This window comes from Streptomyces fulvorobeus (assembly GCF_013167895.1).
GTDB classification, from domain to species: domain Bacteria; phylum Actinomycetota; class Actinomycetes; order Streptomycetales; family Streptomycetaceae; genus Streptomyces; species Streptomyces fulvorobeus.
The window spans coordinates 2,840,906-2,864,080 of the sequence record NZ_BLWC01000001.1; the positions used below are offsets into that span (position 1 = coordinate 2,840,906).

21 protein-coding genes and 1 tRNA gene are annotated in these 23,175 nt (G+C 71.4%); 6 read left to right on the forward strand and 16 right to left on the reverse strand.

Annotated features, from left to right (window positions below):
* Positions 1–116 precede the first annotated feature (116 nt).
* Positions 117–1,250, reverse strand: coding sequence for an Rv3626c family coenzyme F420 biosynthesis-associated protein (locus tag Sfulv_RS12785; RefSeq protein WP_173313809.1), 1,134 nt, complete (start codon positions 1,248–1,250; stop codon positions 117–119).
* Positions 1,251–1,299: 49 nt separating this feature from the next.
* Positions 1,300–2,784 carry a D-alanyl-D-alanine carboxypeptidase/D-alanyl-D-alanine endopeptidase gene (dacB, locus tag Sfulv_RS12790; protein ID WP_173313810.1) on the reverse strand — a complete coding sequence of 495 codons (1,485 nt, stop codon included), beginning with the start codon at positions 2,782–2,784 and terminating at the stop codon, positions 1,300–1,302.
* Between the two features lie 86 nt (positions 2,785–2,870).
* On the opposite strand from dacB, the gene Sfulv_RS12795 reads away from it, so the two are divergent.
* Positions 2,871–3,365, forward strand: a complete 495-nt coding sequence (locus Sfulv_RS12795) for an inorganic diphosphatase (RefSeq protein WP_014155500.1) — start codon at positions 2,871–2,873, stop codon at positions 3,363–3,365.
* Positions 3,366–3,542: 177 nt separating this feature from the next.
* Positions 3,543–5,243 (forward strand): threonine/serine exporter family protein, encoded by a 1,701-nt coding sequence (locus Sfulv_RS12800; protein WP_173313811.1) that lies wholly within the window; start codon positions 3,543–3,545, stop codon positions 5,241–5,243.
* A gap of 19 nt (positions 5,244–5,262) precedes the next feature.
* Here Sfulv_RS12800 and Sfulv_RS12805 read toward each other — a convergent pair whose 3' ends face one another.
* The 8 genes from Sfulv_RS12805 to Sfulv_RS12840 all read right to left on the reverse strand — a co-directional run bounded on the left by Sfulv_RS12805 (position 5,263) and on the right by Sfulv_RS12840 (position 12,708).
* Positions 5,263–6,033 carry a DedA family protein gene (locus Sfulv_RS12805; RefSeq protein WP_173313812.1) on the reverse strand — a complete coding sequence of 257 codons (771 nt, stop codon included), beginning with the start codon at positions 6,031–6,033 and terminating at the stop codon, positions 5,263–5,265.
* 203 nt (positions 6,034–6,236) lie between these two features.
* A complete protein-coding gene (locus tag Sfulv_RS12810) occupies positions 6,237–6,995 on the reverse strand; it encodes a MerR family transcriptional regulator (RefSeq protein ID WP_173313813.1) in 759 nt (252 codons plus the stop codon).
* 140 nt (positions 6,996–7,135) lie between these two features.
* Positions 7,136–7,954 carry an ABC transporter permease gene (locus tag Sfulv_RS12815; RefSeq protein ID WP_173313814.1) on the reverse strand — a complete coding sequence of 273 codons (819 nt, stop codon included), beginning with the start codon at positions 7,952–7,954 and terminating at the stop codon, positions 7,136–7,138.
* Positions 7,951–8,901 (reverse strand): ATP-binding cassette domain-containing protein, encoded by a 951-nt coding sequence (locus Sfulv_RS12820; protein ID WP_173317806.1) that lies wholly within the window; start codon positions 8,899–8,901, stop codon positions 7,951–7,953. The genes Sfulv_RS12815 and Sfulv_RS12820 overlap by 4 nt, the downstream gene beginning before the upstream one ends.
* A gap of 77 nt (positions 8,902–8,978) precedes the next feature.
* Positions 8,979–9,620 (reverse strand): PadR family transcriptional regulator, encoded by a 642-nt coding sequence (locus tag Sfulv_RS12825; protein WP_173313815.1) that lies wholly within the window; start codon positions 9,618–9,620, stop codon positions 8,979–8,981.
* 17 nt (positions 9,621–9,637) lie between these two features.
* Positions 9,638–10,201, reverse strand: coding sequence for a DinB family protein (locus Sfulv_RS12830; protein WP_173313816.1), 564 nt, complete (start codon positions 10,199–10,201; stop codon positions 9,638–9,640).
* Positions 10,202–10,305: 104 nt separating this feature from the next.
* Positions 10,306–11,763, reverse strand: a complete 1,458-nt coding sequence (locus Sfulv_RS12835; RefSeq protein WP_173313817.1) for an aldehyde dehydrogenase family protein — start codon at positions 11,761–11,763, stop codon at positions 10,306–10,308.
* Between the two features lie 63 nt (positions 11,764–11,826).
* Complete coding sequence (locus tag Sfulv_RS12840; protein WP_173313818.1) at positions 11,827–12,708, reverse strand: Sco1979 family transcriptional regulator; 882 nt, start codon at positions 12,706–12,708, stop codon at positions 11,827–11,829.
* 340 nt (positions 12,709–13,048) lie between these two features.
* Between Sfulv_RS12840 and Sfulv_RS12845 the strand changes: the two genes are divergently transcribed.
* A complete protein-coding gene (locus Sfulv_RS12845) occupies positions 13,049–13,576 on the forward strand; it encodes an ATP-binding protein (protein ID WP_173313819.1) in 528 nt (175 codons plus the stop codon).
* 103 nt (positions 13,577–13,679) lie between these two features.
* On the opposite strand, the gene Sfulv_RS12850 is transcribed toward Sfulv_RS12845, so the two are convergent.
* Positions 13,680–13,919 carry a DUF397 domain-containing protein gene (locus Sfulv_RS12850; RefSeq protein WP_173313820.1) on the reverse strand — a complete coding sequence of 80 codons (240 nt, stop codon included), beginning with the start codon at positions 13,917–13,919 and terminating at the stop codon, positions 13,680–13,682.
* Between the two features lie 251 nt (positions 13,920–14,170).
* On the opposite strand from Sfulv_RS12850, the gene Sfulv_RS12855 reads away from it, so the two are divergent.
* A complete protein-coding gene (locus Sfulv_RS12855) occupies positions 14,171–14,743 on the forward strand; it encodes a hypothetical protein (RefSeq protein WP_173313821.1) in 573 nt (190 codons plus the stop codon).
* A 149-nt stretch (positions 14,744–14,892) separates the two neighbouring features.
* Here the strand turns inward: Sfulv_RS12855 and Sfulv_RS12860 are convergent, their stop codons facing one another.
* Complete coding sequence (locus Sfulv_RS12860; RefSeq protein WP_173313822.1) at positions 14,893–16,080, reverse strand: DUF2786 domain-containing protein; 1,188 nt, start codon at positions 16,078–16,080, stop codon at positions 14,893–14,895.
* 104 nt (positions 16,081–16,184) lie between these two features.
* Between Sfulv_RS12860 and Sfulv_RS12865 the strand changes: the two genes are divergently transcribed.
* Positions 16,185–17,900 (forward strand): bifunctional 3'-5' exonuclease/DNA polymerase, encoded by a 1,716-nt coding sequence (locus Sfulv_RS12865; protein WP_173313823.1) that lies wholly within the window; start codon positions 16,185–16,187, stop codon positions 17,898–17,900.
* A gap of 106 nt (positions 17,901–18,006) precedes the next feature.
* Here Sfulv_RS12865 and Sfulv_RS12870 read toward each other — a convergent pair whose 3' ends face one another.
* A complete protein-coding gene (locus tag Sfulv_RS12870) occupies positions 18,007–18,870 on the reverse strand; it encodes a carbohydrate-binding protein (protein ID WP_246353095.1) in 864 nt (287 codons plus the stop codon).
* A 34-nt stretch (positions 18,871–18,904) separates the two neighbouring features.
* Entirely contained in the window at positions 18,905–20,281 is a 1,377-nt protein-coding gene (locus Sfulv_RS12875; protein WP_173313824.1) for an alpha-lytic protease prodomain-containing protein, read from the reverse strand.
* A 239-nt stretch (positions 20,282–20,520) separates the two neighbouring features.
* Between Sfulv_RS12875 and Sfulv_RS12880 the strand changes: the two genes are divergently transcribed.
* Positions 20,521–21,228 carry a phosphotransferase gene (locus Sfulv_RS12880; protein WP_173313825.1) on the forward strand — a complete coding sequence of 236 codons (708 nt, stop codon included), beginning with the start codon at positions 20,521–20,523 and terminating at the stop codon, positions 21,226–21,228.
* Between the two features lie 207 nt (positions 21,229–21,435).
* Here Sfulv_RS12880 and Sfulv_RS12885 read toward each other — a convergent pair.
* A tRNA-Thr gene (locus Sfulv_RS12885) sits at positions 21,436–21,509 on the reverse strand.
* A 109-nt stretch (positions 21,510–21,618) separates the two neighbouring features.
* Positions 21,619–23,148: an alpha/beta hydrolase gene (locus tag Sfulv_RS12890; RefSeq protein WP_173313826.1), complete on the reverse strand. Its 1,530-nt coding sequence runs from the start codon at positions 23,146–23,148 to the stop codon at positions 21,619–21,621.
* Positions 23,149–23,175 lie beyond the last annotated feature (27 nt).

The window sequence follows — 23,175 nt, forward strand, 5'->3', positions numbered from 1 at the left end:
TGCGTCGATGGTGACAGAGCCGAGCTGTTCATCGAGCATTGCACGCCTTCCCATGCCCCTATGGTCCCTCGGATGGGTGATAGATGGGGCTTCTTCGGCCTGCGGTCGGGGCGGGATCACGCCTCTGGCTTACGGTGCACCCTCGCGATCCACTCCGCCGGTGCGGCGATCTCCGCCTTGGTGGGGAGGGTGTTGGGTGAGGTCCAGACCCGGTTGAAGCCGTCCATACCGACCTCCCGGACCACGGCACTGACGAAACGCTCGCCGTCGCGGTACTGACGGAGCTTGGCGTCGAGCCCCAGGAGCCTGCGCAACGCCTGGTCCAGGCGTCCCGCGCCCCGGGCCCTGCGCTGCTGGAACTTCTCCCGGATCTCGGCCACGGAGCCGACGACCTCGGGCCCCACGCCGTCCATCACGAAGTCCGCGTGCCCTTCGAGCAGGGACATCACCGCGGTGAGGCGGCCGAGAATCTCCCGCTGGGCGGGCGTCTGGACGATCTCGACGAGGCTGCGGCCCTGATCGCCCTCCTCGCCCTCGGGGCGGCCGGCACCGGAGAGCGACTGGGCGGCCTCGCGCAGGCGCTCCAGGACGGTCATCGGATCGACGTCCGTCTCGTCCAGGAACGACTGGATCTCGCCCTTCAGGTGGTCGCGGAGCCACGGCACGCCGGTGAACTGGGTGCGGTGCGTCTCCTCGTGCAGCGCGACCCACAGCCTGAAGTCGTGCGGGTTCACCTCGAGTTCGCGCTCGACGTGGACGATGTTGGGGGCGACGAGCAGCAGGCGGCCGCCACCCTTGGCGGAGGCCGGGAGTTCGCGGGTGGCCGGGGCGAACGTCTCGTACTGCCCCAGCACCCGGGAGGCGAGGAACGACAGCAGCATGCCCAGCTCGACGCCGGTCACCTTGCCGCCGACCGCGCCCAGCACGGCGCCACCGGGGCCGCCGGAGCGCCGGTCCTGCATCTTCCCCAGCAGGGGGCGCAGCAGTTCCCGGAAGCCCGCGACATTGGCCCTGATCCAGCCGGCCCGGTCGACGACCAGGACCGGGGTGTCCTCCGGTTCGGCCCCCTCCGGGATCATCCGGGTGAAGGAACGGACGTGCTCCTCCGAAGCCTTGGCATGCCGGCGGAGCTCCGCGACGACGGCGCGGGCCTCCTCACGGCTGATCTCGGGCCCGGGCCGCACGAGCCGGGTCGCGGTCGCCACCGCGAGATTCCAGTCGACCATCTCGGCACCACCGATGCTCGTCATGCGTCAACCGTACGTGAGGGTGCCGCCCTGTGGAGGGGTGTTGGGCCGCTCACCGGGGGCCTTCGACGAGAGTGGTGGCCAGGGTGTCGAGCGCGGACTGGGCCGCGGACGGGGATGTCGTGCCGGTGGCGAGGAAGGCGAACGCCAGGAGCCGGCCCCGCGTGTCGACGACGGTTCCGGCGAGCGTGTTCACCCCCGTGAGGGTGCCGGTCTTGGCCCGGATCAGGCCGGTGCCCCGGGACTTCTCCGAGTAGCGGCCCTTGAGGGTGCCGTTGAATCCGGCGACCGGGAGCCCCGTGAGAACGGGCCGGAGTTCGGGGTGGGCGGGGTCGGCGGCGACGGCCAGGAGGCCGGCCAGCAGGGCGGCGGACACCCGGTCCGCGCGGTCGAGGCCGCTGCCGTCCGCGAGGTTCGCGCCGGCCGTCGGCAGGCCCAGCTTCTTCAACTGCGCCGTGACCGCCCGCCTGCCGCCCGCGAAGTCGGCCCGCTCACCGGTCGCCAGGGCGGTCTCGCGGACGAGGGCCTCGGCGATGTCGTTGTCACTGTTGGTCAGAGCCCGCTCCACGAGTGCGGACAGCGGCTTCGAGCGGTGGGTGGCGACCGTGCGGGACTTGGCGGGGGCCCGGTGGCGGGTGGGTGCGGCCTCGACGCCGATCCCGGCCTTGTCGAGCAGACCGGCGAAGGTGTGCGCGGCGTCCCCCGCCGGGTCGGCGGTACGCGGGGCGGGGCCGTAGGACGAGCCGTCGAGCCGGCCCTCGTCGATCATGAGGGCACTGACGGGGGCGATGTTCTCGTTGGGGCCGATGGGGTGAAGCGGGGGCCCGGTGTAGCGGGAGGTGTCGTAGGTGAGCGCCACGGTGCTCACCTCCTGCTCCCGCAGGGCGTCCACCGCCTCGGCGGCGAGACGGCGCAGGTCCGCCCTGGCGAGGGTGGGGTCGCCGCCGCCGACGAGCGTCAGGGTCCGCGAGTCCGCCGACGCCCGCACGGTCGTGGCGATGCGGTGGTCGGGGCCGAGCGCCCGGAGCGCGGCGACGGTCGTGGCGATCTTCACCGTGGAGGCGGGCGTCATCGGGGTGCCGGTGCCCTGCCCGTACAGCCGCTCCCCGGTGGCCGTGTCGATGACGGCTCCGGTGGGGCGGGAGCCGAGGGCGGGGCCGTTCAGGAGGGGCCCCAGGAGGGCGGTGAGGCCGGCGGCGTCCCGGGACGCCGTCCGGGTGCCGGGGCCGCCGAGGGCGGTGAGCACGGCGGGGGCGCTGGGCGCGGGCTCCGGAACGCCGGACGCGGTGCGCCCGTGATGTGCGCCACCTGTACGTTCCTGGGCGACCACCCGGTCCCGCTCGGCCTTACGCTGACCGGAGTCCCAGGGACCCGCGGCGACGACGGCGCCGGTGGCCACGAGCACTCCGAGCACCGCGGAGCCTGCTACGAACCCCCGGCCGCCCGACCCGGTCAGCCGTCTGCGGTTCTTCGGGTCTCTCAGCCTGTCCCACAGGTCCGACGGACGGATCGACGGTCTTTCCACCGGCTCGGCCACCGTTGACCAGCCCCTTTCGCGAGCACCCATCTGCGTGGGGGACACTTAACCACCAGTCGTATGTGTTGATCATGGAGGAGCCACCCGTGGAGTTCGACGTCGTTATCGAGATCCCTAAGGGTTCGCGGAACAAGTACGAGGTGGACCACGAGACCGGCCGGATCCGCCTGGACCGTCGACTCTTCACCTCGACCAGCTACCCGGCCGACTACGGCTTCGTCGAGAACACCCTCGGCGAGGACGGCGACCCGCTGGACGCTCTCGTCATTCTGGAGGAGCCGACCTTCCCCGGCTGCCTCATCAAGTGCCGTGCCATCGGTATGTTCCGCATGACGGACGAGGCCGGCGGCGACGACAAGCTGCTGTGCGTCCCGGCGTCCGACCCCCGGGTGGAGCACCTGCGCGACATCCACCACGTGTCGGAGTTCGACCGTCTGGAGATCCAGCACTTCTTCGAGGTCTACAAGGACCTGGAGCCCGGCAAGTCCGTCGAGGGCGCCGACTGGGTGGGCCGCACCGAGGCCGAGGCCGAGATCGAGGCGTCGTACAAGCGTCTTGAGGCGCAGGGCGGCGCGCACTGACGTAGCACTTCCGGTTCCGCTCGGGCAGTTGGTCCGGGCGGCCGGTGAGGCGGGGCGGCACACCTTCACCGGTGTGCCGCCCCGCTTCGCGTCCTGAGCCATGTCCGTGCACATACTGGGCACGAGACAGAGCCCTGGGCGCAGCCGAGGAAGCGAGCCGAAGAAAAGCGAGGTCGAGTGGTGGCGGAACAGGGCGGTCCTGAGGACCAGAAGCCCCAGTCCGACGAGGCACACAGTGCCTTCGAGCCACCCAGGGGCGTGGGCCAGCCCGCCGCTCCCGTCGACGACGACCACCCGTCGTCGGAGTTCGCTCTTCCGACCGGTCTGCACACCGACCCGTCGGTGGCGTCCGGTTCGGGTTCCGGTACGGGTTCCGGTTCCGGCTCGGACACCCTGACGTCCGCCTTCGTGCCGCCGCGCGCCTACAGCACCCAGCACGCGCCGCCCGCTTTCACCCCGGCACACGGCAGCCCGATGGTCGGGCTGACGAAGGAGGCGCCCTGGCAGGACCGGATGCGCACGATGCTCCGGATGCCGGTGACCGAGCGGCCCGCCCCGGAGATCGTCCAGAAGACGGACGACACCGGCCCCGCCGTACCGCGCGTGCTCGACCTGACCCTGCGTATCGGGGAGTTGCTGCTGGCGGGCGGCGAGGGGGCCGAGGACGTCGAGGCCGCCATGTTCGCGGTGACGCGTTCGTACGGCCTGGACAGGTCCGAGCCGACCGTCACCTTCACCCTGCTGTCCATCTCGCACCAGCCGTCGCTGGTCGACGACCCCGTCACGGCGAGCCGGACCGTACGCCGCCGCGGCACGGACTACACCCGGCTGGCCGCCGTGTTCCGGCTGGTCGACGACATCACCAGGGAGGACGTCGAGGTCTCCCTGGAGGACGCGTACGGGCGCCTCGCCGAGATCCGCCGCAACCGGCATCCGTACCCCGGCTGGGTGCTGACGTGCGCTGCCGGTCTGCTGGCCGGTTCGGCTTCGGTGCTGGTCGGCGGTGGGTTCCTGGTCTTCGTCGTGGCGGCGGCCGGGGCGATGCTCGGGGACCGGCTGGCGTGGCTCTGCGCGGGGCGCGGGCTGCCGGAGTTCTACCAGTTCCTGGTCGCGGCGATGCCGCCCGCGGCGATGGGCGTCCTGCTGACGATGACCCACTCCACGGACATCCGCCCCTCCGCGGTGATCACCGGTGGGCTGTTCGCGCTGCTGCCGGGGCGGGCGCTGGTGGCGGGGGTGCAGGACGGCCTGACCGGCTACTACATCACCGCGGCGGCCCGGCTCCTGGAAGTCATGTACTTCTTCATCGGCATCGTCACCGGGGTGCTGCTGATCCTGTATCTGGGCGTCCAGCTGGGGGTCGGGCTGAATCCCGAGGCGCGCTTCGTGGCCGTCGACCGGCCCGTGCTCCAGATCCTGGCGTCGATGGCGCTGAGCCTGGCCTTCGCGGTGCTGCTCCAGCAGGAGCGCTCCACCGTGCTGATGGTCACGCTCAACGGGGGTGTCGCCTGGATCATCTACGGGGCGATGGCCCGGACGGGTGATATCTCCCCGGTCGCGGCGACGGCGGTGGCGGCCGGCGTGGTGGGGCTTTTCGGCCAGTTGTTCTCGCGCTACCGGTACACCTCGTCGCTGCCGTTCATCACGGCGGCGATCGGGCCGCTGCTGCCGGGCTCCGCGACGTACTTCGGTCTGCTGGGTGTCGCCCAGGGGGAGCTGGACGCGGGCCTCGGCTCCCTGTCGACCGCGGTGGCGACGGCGCTGGCCATCGCGATCGGGGTGAACCTGGGAAGCGAGATCTCGCGGCTGTTCATGCGGGTGCCCGGCGCCGTCGGGGGCGCCGGGCGCCGCGCGGCCAAGCGGACGCGCGGCTTCTGAGCCGGTGGGGCGGGCCGGGTCAGCGCTTGGCGTGCCTGCCGCGACCGGACGAGGGGTTGCCGCCTGCGGCCGGACCGCCGCCGGGGTTGCCGCCGCCCGGGTGGCCGCCGCCCGGGTGTTCGGGACCGCCGGAGTGCCCGGGGCCGTCCTGCCGGCGCACGGGCTCCTTCTTCGACTTGCCGCGTGCGCGCAGGAACTCGACCGCGATCGGCAGCACGGAGAGAAGCACGATCAGGATGAGGATCATCTCGATGTGCTCGTGCACGAAGTCGATCTTGCCGAGCATGGCACCGAGGACGGTGACGCCGACGCCCCAGAGGATGCCGCCGACGATGTTGTACGTGATGAACGAGCGGTAGTTCATCCGGCTCACACCGGCGATGATCGGCGTGAACGTACGCACCACCGGCACGAAGCGGGCCAGGACCAGCGACTTCGGGCCGTACTTCTCGAAGAAGTCATGGGCCTTCTCGACGTTCTCCTGCTTGAAGAGGCGGGAGTCCGGGCGGGTGAAGAGGGCGGGGCCCACCTTCCGGCCGAAGAGGTAGCCGACCTGGTCACCTATGATCGCGGCCAGCGCGACCAGGGTGCAGACGAGCCACAGGGGGGTCGTCAGCTTCCCGGTCGTCACCAGCAGACCCGTGGTGAACAGCAGGGAGTCGCCGGGCAGGAAGAAGCCGATCAGCAGACCGGACTCGGCGAAGACGATGGCGAGGACGCCGATCAGACCGAACTGGTTGATCAGATAGTCCGGGTCCAGCCAGCTCGGGCCGAGCGCAAGCGTATTCAAGGGTCCGGGCTCCAGGATCGATCGATGGCGGCTGCGTGGCCGCCCCAAGCTATCAACGCTGCGGGGCGCCTCCGGGTTCCAGGGGCGCGAGCGGAAATAGTGAGGACGCGAACCGGGGCAAAGCCGCCCCCGGAAGGCGGGTGCTCACCGGTACGGCGGGCGGGGGCCGTGCGGCACGCCCCCGCCCGCCGTATCCGCAGGTCCTACGCCCGCCGTTCGGCGTTGGCTTCGATGGCGTCCCGCAGATGCTCGGCCAGGCCGGGCCTGATCGACTCGTAGTAGGCGCGGAACCGCGGGTCCGCGACGTACATCTCGCCCAGGCCCCGGTGGATCGTGAGCGTGCAGTCGTAGAACCAGGTGGTGATGTGCTGCCGGTGGGCCTCGGCCAGGTCCATCGCCCGCTCGCCGGTGGCCGGCTCACCCGCCTCCATCAGCGCGTCGTAGCGCTTCCCCCAGCCGGCGGCCTCCGCCCGCATCCGCTTCCAGTCATCCTTCGTGTGGCGGGCGACACGGCGCTGGGACTCGGCGTAGGTCTCGGTGCCGCCCCAGCGGCGCTGGGACTCCTGCGCGTACTCCTCCGGGTCCGCGCCCCCGAAGACCTCGAACTTCTCCTCGGGTGTGAGATCGATACCCATCCTCTTCGCCTCCATGGCTGTTTCGACGGCGGCGGCCATCTTCCGCAGTGCGGCGATCCGTTCGGACAGCAGCGCGTGCCGGCGCCGCAGGTGTTCCCGCGGGTCCGCTTCCGGATCGTCGAGCAGGACCGCGATGTCGTCGAGCGGGAAGCCGAGCTCCCGGTAGAACAGGATCTGCTGCAACCGGTCGAGGTCCCCGTCGTCGTAGCGGCGGTGGCCCGCGTGGCTGCGCCCGCAGGGTGACAGCAGGCCGATTCCGTCGTAGTGGTGCAGTGTGCGCACCGTGATCCCGGCGAACCCGGCGACCTGGCCCACGGAGTAGTCCACGGCTCCCCGCTCCCTTCTGTGGCTCGGTACGTCACCCAGCCTGGGACCTGCCGTCGCGTGAGGTGCAAGTCGGGATGCACCTGTGCGGCGCCGGCCGTCCCGGGGCCGCCGCCCGGGAGCGGCCCTCCCGGGGCGTCCGGTCAGTTGTCGAGGTTCCTGAAGCGGGTCACGGCCAGCGGGAGGAACACCGCCGTCAGCGCCAGCGGCCAGGCCACCGCCAGGAGTCCGGCGTGGTCGGAGGCCCAGGTGCCGCCCGCCGCCCCCGGGTTGCCGAACAGGTCGCGCACCGCCGTCGCCGTGGCCGACATCGGGTTCCACTCGACGACCGCGCCCAGCCAGCCCGGCATCGACTCCGGCGTCGCGAAGACGTTGGAGAGGAAGCCCACGGGCCAGACCAGGATCTGGACCGCCTGCACCATCTCCGGCCTGCCCGCCACCATGGCCAGCTGGATGCCGACCCACAGCATCGCGAACCGCAGGAGCAGCAGGAGGCCCACCGCCGCGAGCGCGGCGGCGGTGCCGTTGTGCCAGCGCCAGCCGACCGCGTAACCGACGCCGATCATGACGGCGAGCGCCGCGACGGACTGGAGCATGTCCGCGACGCTCCGGCCGACCAGGACCGCGCCCGAGACCATCGGCATGGAGCGGAACCGGTCGATGACGCCCTTGCCGAGGTCCTGGGTGACGGCGAGCATCGTCCCCTCCAGGCCGAAGGCCATGGTGAGCGCCAGCATGCCGGGCACCAGGAACTCGGTGGTGTCACCTTCGACGCCCCGGCCGCCGCCGACCAGGTAGTTGAACATCAGGAGCAGCATCACCGGGAAGACCAGTCCGACGACCACCTGGACCGGCTGCCGCGCCCAGTGCGCCAGCTCTCGCCGGGTCATCGTCCAGGAGTCGGCCAGGGCCCAGCCGATACGGCCCGTGCCCGTCTCCCCCGCTACCGTCACCGCGCTCATGCCGCCACCTCCGCGTCGTCCCGCGTCCGGTCCGTCAGGGACAGGAACACCTCGTCCAGGGTCGGGCGGCGCACCGCGATGTCCTCGGCCTCGATGCCCGCCTCCTCCAGCGCCCGTACGGTCCGGGTCAGGGCCGCCATGCGGTCCTGTGCGGGCGCGTTGAGCCGCCGCCGGTCCTCGTCCACGACCACCCCGTCCCCCAGGAGCGCCGCCGCTTCGCGGAGCCGGGCCGCGTCCCGCAGGACGACGTCGATCCGGTCGCCGCCTACCCTCGCCTTCAGCTCATCGGCCGTCCCGTCCGCGATGGCCCGTCCCCCGTCGATCACCGAGATACGGTCGGCCAGCTGGTCCGCCTCGTCCAGGTACTGGGTGGTCAGCAGCACGGTCGTACCGCCGCCCACCAGGGAGCGCACCGCACCCCACACCTCGGCCCTGCCGCGCGGGTCGAGACCGGTCGTGGGTTCGTCCAGGAACAGCACCTGCGGGTCGGTGATCAGTGACGCGGCCAGGTCGAGCCGCCGCCGCATGCCTCCGCTGTACTGCTTGACCGGCTTGCGGCCGGTGTCGGCGAGCCCGAACCGCTCCAGCAGGGCGTCCGCCCGCGCGCCCGCCCCGCGTGCGCCCAGGTGGTACAGGCGGCCGAACATCTCCAGGTTCTGCCGGCCGCCCAGCTCCTCGTCCACCGCCGCGTGCTGCCCGAGCAGGCCGATCCGCCGGCGGACCTCGCGGGCCTCGGCGCACACGTCGAGTCCCGCCACCTCGACCCGGCCCCGGTCCGGCCGGAGCAGCGTCGACAGGATGCGTACGGCCGTGGTCTTGCCCGCCCCGTTGGGGCCGAGCACTCCGTGCACGGTGCCGCGGCGGACGGTGAGGTCCAGCCCGTCCAGGGCGCGCTTGTCCCCGTACCGCTTGTGCACGCCTTCTACGACGATCGCGTCGGTCGAGATCTCTACCAGCTCCTCAAGTAGTCAAACTTGACTAGATGGAGGAGGGTATCCCGCCCGCATCCATTCGTCAAACTTGATTAGTGGTAGTCCCCGGGATCGGGGACACCGGTCGCGTAGGGGTTCTCCTCACCCTCGCCGAGCACACCGACGAAAGGCTCCCCCTCGCCCGCGAAGGTGTACGCGCCACCCTCGATCCGGGCGATCAGGCCCCGCGTCCACGCGGCACCCGCGTCGGCCGAGTGCACCCACAGATGCATGATCTCGCCGATGTGCCCGAGCACCTCGGGGCCGTCCTCGGGGGTGTAGTGCTCCGTCACCGCCATCCGCCACGCCTCGATGGCCGCGACCCGCCGCCGCAGCAGCTCGACCGCCTCGGACCGCTCCAGGTCGACGATGAAGCCGATGGCCGCCGAGAGGACGTCCATCTTCTGGTCGTACGAGGTGATCGCCTCGCGCAGCAGCGCCAGGAACTCCTCCGTGCCCTGCCCGGTGATCTCGTACTCGGTGCGCGGCGGACCGCCGGCCGTGGAGGGCGCCACCTCGTGCGCGACCAGCAGTCCCTGCTTCGCCATCTGCTTGAGAGCGTGGTAGATCGATCCGGGTTTCGCGTTGGACCACTCGTGCGCGCCCCAGTACTCCAGGTCGTTGCGGACCTGATAGCCGTGCGCACGGCCGTGCTGGCGCACGGCACCGAGGACGAGCAGCCGGATCGCGGACATTCCCACACTCTTTCTCATCAGCTTCGACCAGGAGCGTCCTCAGCGTAAGCGGCGTCCGGAGCCATCAGTTCGTAGGCCGTCCTGCCGTCGAGGGACTCCCTGATGATGTCGGCGTGACCGGCATGCCGTGCGTGCTCCTCCACGAGATGGAGGAGCAGCCAGCGCATCGAGACCTGGCCGCCCGCCGGGAACCAGGGCGCCTCGGGGAGCGGGAAGGTGTCGTCCATGCTGTCCACGGAGGCGATGAACTCCTCGGTCTCTGCCGAGACCTTCGCCCAGAAGGCGAGGATCTCCGGAATGGTCTCGCCCTCGACCAGCCGGAAGCTGTCCCCCCAGGTCTCCTGGGTGCGCTCCTTCTCGTTCGGCCGCCGCTGAGCCATCCGCAGCCAGCTCAGCTCCGTCTCGGCCACATGCTTGAGCAGCCCGGACAGGGAGAGCTCGCTGGGGCTGGGGCGGCTCGCCGCCTGCTCCTCGGTGAGGCCGGTGAGCGCACGGCGCACGGCGCCGCGCTGCGCCTCGACGAAGGCCAGCAGTGCACCGCGCTCGCCGGCGTGTGCGTCGAAGAGAACGTGCGTGACCATGATGACCGCCCTGGGGATCGGTGCCGGTGTCTTTCTTCCTGACACCACCCACGTTAGGGACCCTTGCGGTCAGCTTCTGTCCTCGATCTCCGCTCGAAGAGGGCTCAGAGCGGGAAGCTGGTCCGCCCGTGCTGGATGGAGATCCACTTCTGCGTGGTGAACGCCTCCACGGCCGCCTCACCGTTCAGCCTGCCCATCCCGGACATCTTCTCGCCGCCGAAGGCCACCAGCGGGTCGTCCTGGACGGTGGAGTCGTTGACGTGGAACATCCCGCTCACGATGCGCCGGGCGAAGCGCACCCCGCGCTCGACGTCCCGGGTGTGCACGGCACCGCTGAGACCGTACGGGCTGTCGTTGACGATCCGCACGGCCTCCTCCTCGCCGTCGAACGGCACCAGCAGGGCGACGGGGCCGAAGATCTCCTGGACCAGCAGGGGGGAGTTCTCGGGCAGCCGGGTCAGCACCGTCGGCTCCACGAGATTGCCGCGCGTGCGGCCCCGTACCAGCGCCATGGCGCCGTCGGCGATCGCCTGGTCGACCAGCGCGGTCAGCGCTTCGGCCTGCACGGCGCTGATGACCGGGCCGATGCGGGTGTCCGGATCGCGCGGGTCGCCGGTCCTGAGACCGGCCACCGCGGCCGTGAACCGCTCGGTGAACTCCGCCTCGACCGCGCGGTCCACCAGGATGCGGTTGGCGGCCATGCCGACCTGGCCCTGGTAGAGGAAGCGGCTGAAGACGGCGGCCTGGACCGCGTAGTCGATGTCCGCGTCCGCCAGCACCACCAGGGCGCTGTTCCCGCTGAGTTCGAGGACGACCCGCTTGAAGAGTCCGCTCGCCGTCGCCGCGATGTGACGGCCCACCCGGTCCGAACCGGTGAACGAGATCACCCTGGGCACCGGATGCGCGATGAAAGCGTCACCTATCTCCGCGCTGTCGGTGACCACGACGTTGAGCAGTCCGGCGGGAAGCCCCGCCTCCTCGAAGATTCTGGCCACCAGGCCGCCGCCGACGATGGGGGCGCGCTGGTGGGGCTTGACGACGACCGCGTTACCGAGGGCCAGGGCGGGAGCCACGGACTTCATGGTCACCAGAAGAGGGAAGTTGAAAGCGGAGATCACGCCGATGACCCCGACAGGCACCCGGTGGACGCGGTTCTCCTTGCCGTCCACCGGCGAGGGCAGAAGCCGGGCCATCGGGCGCAGGGCCTGACCGGCCGCCGCGCGCAGAAGTTCCTGGCAGAGGCGGACCTCGTACTCCGCCTTGACGCGCGTACCGCCCAGTTCGTCGACGATCGCTCCCACGATCGCCTCGTACTGCTCCTCGACCACGTCCACCGCACGGCTCAGTACCGCACGGCGTTCGTACGCCCCGGTCGCGGCCCAGGCCCGCTGGGCGCTCTCCGCTGCCCGGTAGGCCCTGTCCACCTCCAGCGAGGTGGCGACGGTGATGGAACTCAGCTTCTCGCCGTTGTAGGGATTGATATCGATGATGTCCCACGAGCCGCTGCCGGTCAGCCACTCGCCGTCGATGTACTGGTAGGCCAGTTCATTGAAGTAGGACATGCAATCCCTTACTGCAGGAACAGACTCCCGATATGGCTGATACGACGTCATCGTACTGATAAATCAGGTCAGTTGCAGGAGACCGCGAAGAAGGTCGCGGCTCTCCTCGGGGCCCGGACTGTCCTCCTGGAGGCGAATCATGGCCTTTTCGTACTGGGCGACTTCCTCGGCCTTGTCCAGATAAAGCGCACTTGTCAGTTGTTCCAGATAGACGAGGTCCGACAGATCGGATTCCGGGAATCGCAGCATCGTGAACGCACCGCTCTCCCCGGCGTGCCCGCCGAAACTGAAGGGCATCACCTGGAGCGTGATGTTGGGCTGCTCCGACATGTCGATCAGATGCCGCAGCTGCGCACGCATCACCTCGCGCTCGCCGTACGGACGGCGCAGCGCCGCCTCGTCGAGCACGGCGTGGAAGCGGGGGGCACGCTCGGAGACGAGCGCCTTCTGCCGCTCGAGCCGCAGGGCGACCCGGCGGTCGATCTCGGCGGCGGGCGCGCCGCGCATGCCCCGGGAGACCACGGCATGGGCGTACGCCTCGGTCTGCAACAGGCCGTGGACGAACTGCACCTCGTAGATCCGGATGAGCGATGCCGCACCCTCCAGACCGATGTAGGTCTGGAACCAGCCAGGCAGTACGTCGCCGAAACTGTGCCACCACCCCGCCACGTTGGCCTCACGGGCCAGACCGAGGAGGGAGTCACGCTCCACCTCGTCGGCGACACCGTAGAGCGTGAGCAGGTCCTCGACATCCCTGGCCTTGAAGCTCACCCGTCCCAACTCCATGCGGCTGATCTTCGATTCGGAGGCGCGGATGGAGTAGCCGGCCGCCTCACGGGTGATGCCCCGCGACTCGCGCAGGCGCCTGAGCTGTGAGCCCAGGAGGATGCGCCGCACCACAGAACCACTCGACTCGCCTGCCGGCACTGGTCCAACCCTCCCCATCGCTTCCCGGACACCCAGGGGGTTCCCCTGGACCCCGAGTGCCGGATTCTGCCACCAAAACGCTTCAGCCCGTACTCATTCGATTACGCAAATGGGAAGACTTGCAGAAAGCTTTGAATCTGCCCAGAGGAAGAAATGAGTAAGAACCGGCACGCTGTCGGGCAGTTCCGGCGCGTGCACGTGCATCTGCCCTTGCATCTGCCCTGCGCATTCGGAACGATGGCCCTCGCGCACCTGCGTGCTCGTGTTGTGCCGCTGTACCCCCGCAGTACCGCTACAGGCAGTGCCGCTACAGCCGCGAATCCCGGGAGTGCCTCGTATGGGGACGAATGGATCGACGATGCTCGAGCCGTTACGGCAGGGGCTTCCACCTACCGACCCCTCAGGGGTCGCGGGATCGGCCACCTGCACGTTGCCGGCCCGCTACGAGGCGGTGCGCGCAGCACGCCAGTTCACCAGGCAGACGCTCACCCGCTGGGACCTGACCGAGCGGTTCGACGACATCGCCCTGGTCGTCTCCGAGCTCGTCACCAACGCCCTGCGCCATGCCCTGCCCGGGGACGTGGCCAGGGACCCGCACGACCCGCCCGTACGCCTGCACCTGATGCACTGGACGTCCCGCCTGGTGTGCGCGGTGCGCGACCCCAGCCGGAGCGGTCCGGTGACGGGCGAGGCTGCGGACTCGGCGGAGTCGGGCCGCGGGCTGTTCCTGGTGGAGTCCTTCAGCGACTCCTGGGGCTGGCACGCCTCGCCCGCCCCGGCCGGTGAGACGCTGCCCGCCGGAGTGCTGCGCGGCAAGGTGGTCTGGGCCCTGTTCCGGCTGCCGGGTGCGGCGGCGGACCGCGCGCAGGACGTCGCTGAGCGCTGACGCGCGTAGAGGGCGCCGGTACGGGTGGCTGCTCCACCGGGTACCGGTCGCTCCCGGGGTGGGCGCGTGCGCCGTCGTCGGACCGGGTGCGGGCCGGTGGGCGTCAGCCCGCGGCCAGGTGGTCGAACTCCCCGTCCTTCACGCCGAGCAGCAGCGCCTCTATCTCCGCCGGCGTATAGACCAGTGCGGGCCCGTCCGGGTGGCGCGAGTTACGCATCGCCACATTTCCTCCGGGCAGTTTCGCGAACTCCACGCAGGAACCCTGGGAGTTGCTGTGTCTGCTCTTCTGCCAGACGACTCCGCGAAGCTCTGTGGCCGCCATGCCGTTGTACACGTGGTGCACAGGACGCTCCCCGAGTTGCAAGGTGCAAGTGTCAACTAGCTCGGATCATAGCTGTGTTCATATGCCAATGCATGAGCAGATGCACGTGCACACGGGGTGTTCCTTTGATTACAGCTCCTCTTCCCGTCTGCCCGCCTCCCGTCAAAGAGACGCCGGATGAGCGTATTCGGCTCCGTATCAAGGGAGTTGATTGCGGAACGCTGGTAGTTTGGCGCGGTCTTTCGACCGGAGACAGACAGGGGGAAGTCCGCATGGGCGGGTTTGTACGCATGGGAGCCGTCGTCACCGCGAGCGTCGTGGTCGCGCTCGCACTGACGGCCTGCGGCGGTGGCGGCGGCGAAAACGGCGACGGCGGACGCAAGAGCGGCTCGGGCGGGGATTCGGTTTCCGGCTCCGATTCTGCATCCGGTGCCGATTCCGGGGCGGATTCCGGTTCCGGCGCCGATTCGGGTTCCGGTACTGATTCCGGTTCGGGCCCCGGTTCGGGCCCCGGGCAGAACGGGAAGCCCGGCGCGGGCGCCGGGAAACTCGAAGGCACCTGGTCGGGGCTGACCGATGGCAAGGACATCGCCCTGTCCGTCGCCTCCCGCTCGGTCGCGCTCATCGCCGAACAGCACGTCTGTCACGGTCAGGTGAGGGAGCGGGACAAGGTGACGCTGCGGCTGACGTGCACCGGCGGCAGCACCGAACGTACGAAGGGCACCGTCGAGTCCAACGACGGCAGGACCCTCGTCGTCTCGTGGGACACCGGGGCCAGGGACACGCTCACCAGGAGGAAGGTCGGCGCGCCGCCCACGGAGCCTTCGGGCACGCCGGCTCCCTGACGACCGCGGGGCCCCGGTGCGGTCACCGAGCCGGGGGCGGGCGCCTCCTCGGAATCCCACCGCGCCACCGCCTCGCGTACCGCTTCCCACCCGGGCGGAGGACCGGGACGTACGGCGGGAGGACCGGGACGTACGGCCTTCTTCCCGGGTCAGCGGTCGATCCCCGGCCCGTTCGCGCCCATGCGGGCCCGGTCCGCGGCGGCCGTGCCGTGGGTCCAGCCGTCGAGGTCCGTGGCACCGCGCACCCGGGTGGTGGTCGTCTTCGGGAACATCCGCTCGGCCGTCTCCGTGACGGCGACGTGCCTGGCGGCCAGGACCGGCAGCAGAGTGCCGGGAGCGGCGGACTCCGTGCCGCCGGCCATGTCGCCGGCGCCGCCCGCGTCCGCCGCCGCGGTGACCCGGGCGGTGCCGGATGCGAGGCGGCTGCCCAGCCGCTGGGCGTACGCCATGAGGAAGGACTGCCGGAACGTCTTGGTGCGCTTGCGGCCGCCCGCCCGCTGGCCCGCCTCGGCCTTCGTCATCGCGGCCGTGCCCTGCACGAGCAGGGAGGTGAAGAGCAGTTCCACGGCCTCCAGGTCCGGTTCGAAACCGACGACCGTCGTGAAGCCGGCCTCGCTGTTCCACACGGCCTGGCAGCGGTTCGCGGAGGCGACGGCGTCCAGCAGGATCGCCTTCGCCGTCTCGTACGGGGCGTCGACGCCGATCCGGCAGGCGCCCGGCGTCCCGTCGCTGTGCGTCCGCGCGGCGATCAGCGCCTCGTCGATGCTGTGCCGGGCCATGAGCTCCTGCGCCTTGGTGGTGAGCGCCTCGGCCTCCTCCGGGAAGCCGGTGCCCTCCGCCTTCGCCAGGAGGGCGCGGATTCGGGTGAGCATCCGGGATTCGCCGTGGGCTGGCGGCTGGTGGACGCGGTCGGCCGCGGTGCCCGGGGCGGGGCCGGCCGGCTCGATGACGGGGAGGCCGAGGAGCAGGCGGTACAGGCCGAGGAGGGCGGAGGCGTACGAGAAGCGGTCGGGCCGGTTCCGGGCAGCGGGGGCGGGGAGCGTGGCGAGCTGGCCGGCCCAGCGGGGCGGGAGGTGCGGGTACCTGACGGTCTCGGCCGTGATCAGCGCGGCCACGAGCGCCACCGCGCTCTCGTCCCGCTCGCGCCGGACGATCCGGACGAGGTCGGCCGGCTGCCACCCCCGTGACCAGGCGCGCCGGACGAACTCCTCGCCGCGTACGTGCACCTCGTCGTCGGCGGCGGGGTCCGCGGCGAGGAGGGAGGCACCGGTGTCCAGGCCCGTGTCGTCCTGTGCGTACAGGGCCGCCGCGAATGCCTGGTCGATCACCGGTTCCATGGGACCAGGGTAGGCGGGGGCGGGACACGGGGCTGCCGGGGTGGGGCCCGCGTCGGCCGACGCGGGCCGGGCCGTTGTCAGTGGCGGGTGTCAGACTCGATTTCATGACCGGACGATGGGCTGTGGCCACGGCGGAGGGCGGTGGCGCACTGCTCGCACCGCTGGGTGGGGACGGGCTGCCCGCCGGCCCCGTCCTCGCCGAGCCCGACCTCGTGGAGGCCGTGCGGTCACGGCCCGACGTGGTGCGCTGGGTCTGGCGCTCGACCGCCGACATCTACCCCCGGCTGCTCGCGGCCGGGGTGCGCGTCGAGCGGTGTTACGACGTCGAGTGCGCCGAGCTGCTGCTGCTGGGTCACGAAGGACGCCTCGGGGAGCCCCGGTCAGCGGCCGCCGCGTTCGCCCGTCTGCACCACGCCCCCGTACCACCCGATCCGCCGTCCCGGTCGGCCGAGCCCGGATCGCAGTCCTCCCTCTTCGAGCCGCGGTCGGGGACGGACGTGCCTTTCGACGCCCTCCTCGCCGTCTACGCCGAGCAGCTGCACCGCCATGACGCCGCGGCTCATCCGGCCCGCATGCGGCTGCTCACGGCGTCCGAGTCGGCGGGCATGCTCGTCGCCACCGAGATGAACAGGGCGGGGCTGCCCTGGCGGGCGGATGTGCACCGGGAGCTGCTGCACGAGCTGCTGGGCGAGCGGTACGCGGGCGGTGGGGAGCCCCGCAGACTGGCCGAGCTCGCGGACGACGTGTCGTCCGCCTTCGGCAGGCGGGTGCGCCCCGATCTCCCCGCCGACGTGCTGAAGGCGTTCGCGCAGGCGGGATTCAAGGTGAAGTCGACCCGGCGCTGGGAGCTGGAGGAGCTGGACCACCCGGCCGTGGAACCGCTCGTCGCGTACAAGAAGCTGTACCGGATCTGGACGGCGCACGGCTGGAGCTGGCTCCAGGACTGGGTCCGTGACGGCCGCTTCCGGCCGGAGTACCAGCCGGGCGGCACGGTCAGCGGGCGCTGGACGACCAACGGCGGCGGCGCCCTCCAGATCCCCAAGGTCATACGGCAGGCAGTCGTCGCGGACGAGGGCTGGCGGCTGGTCGTCGCCGACGCCGACCAGATGGAACCGCGCGTGCTGGCCGCGATCTCCCGCGACCGGGGGCTGATGGAGGTGGCCGGGCATGACGGCGACCTCTACAAGGCCCTGTCCGACCGGGCGTTCCACGGCGACCGCGACCACGCCAAGATCGCGCTGCTCGGTGCGATCTACGGACAGACGTCCGGCGACGGCCTGAAGAACCTGGCCGCGCTGCGCCGGAGGTTCCCACAGGCCGTCGCCTACGTCGACGACGCGGCGAAGGCCGGTGAGGAGGGGCGTCTCGTACGGACGTGGCTGGGCCGGACGAGCCCTCCGGCCGCCGGGGCCGGGGAGGACGGGGAGGCGGGTATTCCGCAGGAGGCCGGGGCTGCGCCGGGCGGAAGCGGACCGGAGGGATCGGGCGACCCCGAACCCACCCCGGGTCACGCCTCCTCGGACGCCCGGGCGCGGGGCCGTTTCACGCGCAACTTCGTGGTGCAGGGCAGCGCCGCCGACTGGGCGCTGCTGCTCCTGGCCGCGCTGCGGCGGACGCTCGCCGCCGGACAGCTGCGGGCCGAGCTGGTCTTCTTCCAGCACGACGAGGTGATCGTGCACTGCCCCGCCGAGGAGACCGGGGCCGTGGTGGAGGCGATCCGCGCCGCGGGGGAGCTGGCCGGGCGGACCGCGTTCGGCGCGACACCGGTCCGCTTCCCGTTCACGACCGCGGTCGTCCAGCGGTACTCGGACGCGAAGTGAGCGCGACCGGTACGCGGGACCGCCCACAGCGGAAGGGTCCCGTCCGCGCGGACACCTGCGCGGACGGGACCCTCCGAGGCGGTGGTGCGCCGAGCTGCTGCTGCCCCTACCCGCGTTCCCACAACGCGGGCACGTTGGGCGGTTCCCAGCCCCCCATGGCCAGGTGGCCCTGCAGACAGCGGTAGGCGACCCCGCCGTAGGTGACGCGGTCTCCCGCGCGGTAGGAGGTGCCCGCCGACCAGGTCCCGCCCGGCGGATCGGTCGGTGGGTCGGTGGGCGGATCGGTGGGGCCGGGTGTCTGGGCGATGTCGAGGACGAAGTCGAAGGTGCCCTGCCGGCCGTTCCCCGCCGTGCGCACGTTCATCAGCAGGGCCGGGTCGAAGAGGGAGTCGGTGCTGTTGCGCGGCTCGTTCGGGAAGTACAGCTGAGTGGTGAGCACCGGACGGCCGGGCGCCTGGGCCTTCACATGGATGTGCCGGGTGCGCCCGGGGTAGAGGCCGGCCACGACCGTGGTGAGCGTGAAGGCCCCGTTCGCGCCGGTGAACTGGTGGCCGCGGAACGCGTACCCGGACATGTCGTAGGCGCCGTTGGCGTCAGCCTGCCAGAAGTCGAGGAGCACCCCGGGGACAGGGCGGCAGGCCCGGCCGAAGACGTAACCGCTGACGGTCAGGGGCACCCCGGGGGTCCCGGCCGTCACCAGGCTGGTGCGGCGCGGGGAGTTGGGCCTGAAGTAGGGGCCCTCCATCTGCGGCGGGGTCGGATCGTCCCCGTCGTCGCAGGCGGGGGTGGGGACGAGCAGCCGGCCCCCGTAGGAGGCGTCACGGGCGAGCGCGACGCCTCCTCCGACGAGCAGGGGGGCGGTGCCCACGGCGAGCGCGGCCTTCAGGACGTTCTTGCGGCTGATCCGGCGGTCCCCGGTGGTCCCGGGAATCCCTTCGTCCGGCATGCCGTCGCGTGCGGGTGGTGTCATGACGTACTCCTCGGAACGGGGAGGGCAGGTCGGATCAGACGCGTTGCCACAGCGCCGGTACGTTCGGCGGCTGCCAGCCCGGCTGGGCGGTGTGCCCCTGCAGACAGCGGTAGCTCGCTCCGCCGTACGTCACCGTGGCACCGGGGGCGTACTTGGTGCCCACGGCCCAGGTCCCGCCCGGCTCGGTGGGCGGATCGGTCGGGTCCGTGGGCGGGTCGGTCGGGGTGCCGCTGGTCATCAAGGTCAGCCCGTAGACCTGGAGCGCGGCGTTGAGGGGCTGGAAGTACGTCGTGCCGCCGGACGAGCAGTTGCCGGAGCCCCCGGAGGTGACACCCTGCGCCTGGCCGCCGGAGAGGAACGAACCGCCGGAGTCACCCGGTTCGGCGCACACGCTGGTGCGGGTCACCGGGGAGATGGTGCCCTCGGGGTAGGTGACGCTGGTGTTGCGCTGCTGGATGGTGCCGCAGTGCCAGCCGGTCGTCGATCCCGAGCGGCAGACCGAGGCGCCTTCGAGCATCTCGGTGGAGCCCGTGACGGTCACGTCGCCCCTGCCGTAGCCGTTCACCAGGGCGCGCGGGGTCCAGTTGGCGTTGGTGGCCACCCAGGCGTAGTCACGACCGGGGAAGGTGGACGCCTGGAAGGAGCCCTGGGCCTGCTGGTTGGAGCCGGTGGTGGTCGTACCGGGCCTGCCGCAGTGGCCGGCGGTGACGAAGCCGTTCTGCGTGCCGCGCTTGACGGGGAAGCCGATGGAACAGCGGCCGGAGCCGTTCATGTAGTACGCGTCGCCGCCGCGCAGGTCCGCGAGGGCGCGCGGCCGCTCGGTGGACCGGTTGACCTGCACGAGCGAGCGGGAGACCCCGGCGGTGTCGAGGAAGGCGCGCGCGGAGGCGGCGTCCGCCGCGTTGACGACGACCCGGTTGGTGCGCACGTCGACGTACCAGGACGGCACGTTCTTCGGGGACCGGCTGTGTGCCGTACGGTCCAGGGCCGCCTTGGCGGCTTCGAGGCGGTCGAGACTGTGGCCCACGACCTCGGCCTCGGCTCCCGCGGCGGTGATGCGCGCGGCCTGCGAGGCGTCGGTCGTCGCGACAGTGAGGACCGCGCTGTCACCGCTCACCCGGGCCCCGGCGAAGCTCGCGCCGAGGGACTTCTCCAGCCCGGCGGCGACGGCCGCGGCGCGGTACTCGTCGCCTATCCGGCTCCTCGCCTCCTTCTCGCTGAGGCCGAGGTCGCGCCGCATGGCCTCGATCAGGCCGGGTGACAGCTGCCCGGCCCCGGCCGCCGTGGGTGTGGCGGCGCCCGTGGGATCGGCGGACGCCGTTCCGGTCAGACCTGCGAGCGCGAGCGCTCCCACCGCCACGGTGGCGGTGCACGCGGCGAGCGCGCGTCTGCGGAGTACGGTGAGCTCCACGTAACTCTCCTAGATGTGAGGGGGGTTGGGCTCCTGGGCGGGGGAGCCCGGATCGGGGATTGCCGAAACCGTAACCGCGTCCCCGGCGCCCGAGGAGATCCCGTCCGCCCCCTCACTTCGCGTTATGGGGTGCCCTGGGACCGCCCGGCCGGACCGCGGCTGCCGGGCCCGGCCGGGCCGAGGACGTCCGTACGCACCGGTGACTCCCCCTCGGGCGGCGGCCCGGGTAAGTTCCCCTCATGCACACAGGCCAACCCCTGGGCTCAGGACGCACCGCCGATGTGTACGCGATCGACAAGTCCTGGGTCCTGCGCCGCTACCGCGACGGAACCGACGCCACCCCCGAACTGGCCGTCATGGCCTACCTCGCCGCCTCCGGCTTCCCGGTCCCCCGCATAGGCCCGCCCGCCGATCCCTCGATGCCGGTCTGTGACCTGGTGCTGCAACGGCTGGCCGGTCCGACCATGGCCGAGGCCCTGACCGCCGGCACGCTCGGCGGGCCGGAGGCAGCCGAGACACTGGCACGCCTCCTGCGCGAGCTGCACACGATCCCGCCCCGGCTCTCGAACGACCCGTACGACCGGATCATCCACCTGGACCTGCACCCGGAGAACGTGATGCTGACGCCCCACGGGCCGGTGGTGATCGACTGGTGCAACGCGTCGGAGGGGCCTCCGGAGCTCGACCGGGCCATGTCCTGCCTGATCCTGGCCCAGGCAACGCTCGCTCCCTCGTTGCCCGCCGCGTCCGCTGTCCGCGGGCTGCTCGTCGAGCTGGCCGGCCGGCTCGACGAGGACGGCGGCATACCCGCCGAGGCCCTCGCCCGCGCCAGGGCGCTCCGGGCGGCCGGCCCGTGCCGGACGGCCGAGGAGCTGACGGCGCTCGACGAGGCGGTGGAGCTGGTCGCCGCGGTGGGCCGGACCGCAGCGGACCATCCCCGCAGGTAGGCGAGCACGGCCACCACCCGGCGGCGCGGACTGCTTCGCATGCTCCTCGGCAGGGTTCCCAGCGACATGACGGCCCGCCACGAGGAGCTGCATGCCGCCCAGGCATCGCTCACGCAAACACCTCCACGGCGTCCCCGTCGTGCGGCGCGGCGTGCCCAGGACATGAAAAAGCCCAGGTCAGTGGAGAACTGACCTGGGCTTCAAAAGGGCCGCCTTCGGGATTCGAACCCGAGACCTACGCATTACGAGTGCGTTGCTCTGGCCAACTGAGCTAAGGCGGCACGCCCTGTCGCACTATGGTGCGATCAGCAGCGGGGCCAAGTCTACACAGTTTCCGGGGGTGCTCCGCACCGGCCGCCCCAGGAGACGTATCCCCAGGTCAAGCGCGGATCAGCTGCACTTCTTGCCGTCCGTGGGAGGCGTGCCCTCCAGGAGGTAGGTGTTGATCGCCGTGTCGATGCAGTCGCTTCCCCGGCCGTACGCCGTGTGGCCGTCGCCCTTGTACGTGAGGAGGGTGCCGGAGGTGAGCTGGTCCGCGAGTGACTCGGCCCACCTGTAGGGGGTGGCCGGGTCCCTGGTGGTGCCGACCACGACGATCGGCGCGGCGCCCTTCGCCTCGGTGCGGTGCGGGGTGCCGGTCGGCCCGGTCGGCCAGGAGCCGCAGTTCAGGGCCGCCCACGCGAAGCCCCGGCCGAAGACCGGGGACGCCTCCTCGAAGGCGGGGACTGCCTTCTCGACGGCGGCCGGGGTGCCGAAGGCCGGTGGCAGGTCGAGGCAGTTCACGGCCGCGTTGGCGAACATCAGGTTGGCGTACGAGCCGTTCGGCTCACGCTCGTAGTAGCTGTCGGCCAGAGCCAGCAGACCCGAGCCGTCGCTGCGCCCGGCGCCCGCCAGCGCCTCCCGGAGCTGCGGCCAGGCCGCCTCGTCGTACATGGCGGCGATCACCCCGGTCGTGGCCAGCGACTCGGTCAGCTTGCGGCTCTCGCCGGTCGGGACCGGCTTGGCGTCCAGGTCGGCGAAGAGCTGCTTGAGCGCGGCGCCCGCCGCGTCCGTGGTGGTCGTGCCGAGGGGGCAGTCCTCCTTCTTCACGCAGTCCGTGGCGAAGGACTGGAACGCCGCCTCGAAGCCCGCTGTCTGGTCGCGGTTGATGTCGACGGCCGGGAGGGACGGGTCCATCGCCCCGTCGAGGACCAGCCGCCCCGCCCGGTCCGGGAAGAGGTCGGCGTACGTGGCACCGAGGAAGGTGCCGTAGGACGCTCCCACGTAGTGCAGCTTCTCGTCGCCCAGCAGGGAGCGCAGGACGTCCATGTCGCGGGCCGTCTCGACCGTGGAGACGTGCGGGAGAATCCTCGCGGAGCGTTTCTCGCAGCCGTTGGCGAACTTCTTGAACGCGGCGCTGAGCCCGGTGACCTCGGCGGCGTCGTCAGGGGTCTGGTCGACCTGGGTGTAGGCGTCCATCTCCTTGCCGGTCAGACACTCGACCGGCTCGCTGCGGGCCACACCGCGTGGATCGATGGCGACCATGTCGTAGCGGGCGCGGACCGGGGCCGGATAGCCGATGGCCGCGTACCCCTGGAGGTAGCCGATGGCCGAACCACCCGGGCCGCCCGGATTCACCAGGAGGGAGCCGATCCGCTTGCCGGGCCCGGTGGCCTTCTTGCGGGAGACGGCCAGCTTGATGTTTCCGTCCTCCGGCCGCGCGTAATCCAGCGGCGCCTTCATGGTGGTGCACTGGAAGCCCTCGACTCCGCACTCCCGCCAGCTCAGCTTCTGCGCGTAGTACGGCTTGAGGCCCTTGAGGGCCACGGCTCCGGCAGCCGGCGCACTCGTCGACGGTGATCCGCTGCTGCAGCCGGAAACGAGGAGGCCGGCAGTGCCGAGCGCGGTGGCGGAGATGCGGAGCAGGCGCCTGGTGTCCATCCCCGGAGCGTAGCCGCCGGAGGACGA

Coding starts and splice junctions, on each gene's coding strand:
- Sfulv_RS12815 (WP_173313814.1), bottom strand. CDS start 7,954: ATGAGCGCGGTGACGGTAGCGGGGGAGACGGGCACGGGCCGTATCGGC.
- Sfulv_RS12890 (WP_173313826.1), bottom strand. CDS start 23,148: ATGGACACCAGGCGCCTGCTCCGCATCTCCGCCACCGCGCTCGGCACT.
- Sfulv_RS12870 (WP_246353095.1), bottom strand. CDS start 18,870: ATGACACCACCCGCACGCGACGGCATGCCGGACGAAGGGATTCCCGGG.
- Sfulv_RS12840 (WP_173313818.1), bottom strand. CDS start 12,708: ATGGGGAGGGTTGGACCAGTGCCGGCAGGCGAGTCGAGTGGTTCTGTG.
- Sfulv_RS12865 (WP_173313823.1), top strand. CDS start 16,185: ATGACCGGACGATGGGCTGTGGCCACGGCGGAGGGCGGTGGCGCACTG.
- Sfulv_RS12860 (WP_173313822.1), bottom strand. CDS start 16,080: ATGGAACCGGTGATCGACCAGGCATTCGCGGCGGCCCTGTACGCACAG.
- Sfulv_RS12855 (WP_173313821.1), top strand. CDS start 14,171: ATGGGCGGGTTTGTACGCATGGGAGCCGTCGTCACCGCGAGCGTCGTG.
- Sfulv_RS12835 (WP_173313817.1), bottom strand. CDS start 11,763: ATGTCCTACTTCAATGAACTGGCCTACCAGTACATCGACGGCGAGTGG.
- Sfulv_RS12825 (WP_173313815.1), bottom strand. CDS start 9,620: ATGTCCGCGATCCGGCTGCTCGTCCTCGGTGCCGTGCGCCAGCACGGC.
- Sfulv_RS12830 (WP_173313816.1), bottom strand. CDS start 10,201: ATGGTCACGCACGTTCTCTTCGACGCACACGCCGGCGAGCGCGGTGCA.
- Sfulv_RS12785 (WP_173313809.1), bottom strand. CDS start 1,250: ATGACGAGCATCGGTGGTGCCGAGATGGTCGACTGGAATCTCGCGGTG.
- Sfulv_RS12845 (WP_173313819.1), top strand. CDS start 13,049: ATGCTCGAGCCGTTACGGCAGGGGCTTCCACCTACCGACCCCTCAGGG.
- Sfulv_RS12880 (WP_173313825.1), top strand. CDS start 20,521: ATGCACACAGGCCAACCCCTGGGCTCAGGACGCACCGCCGATGTGTAC.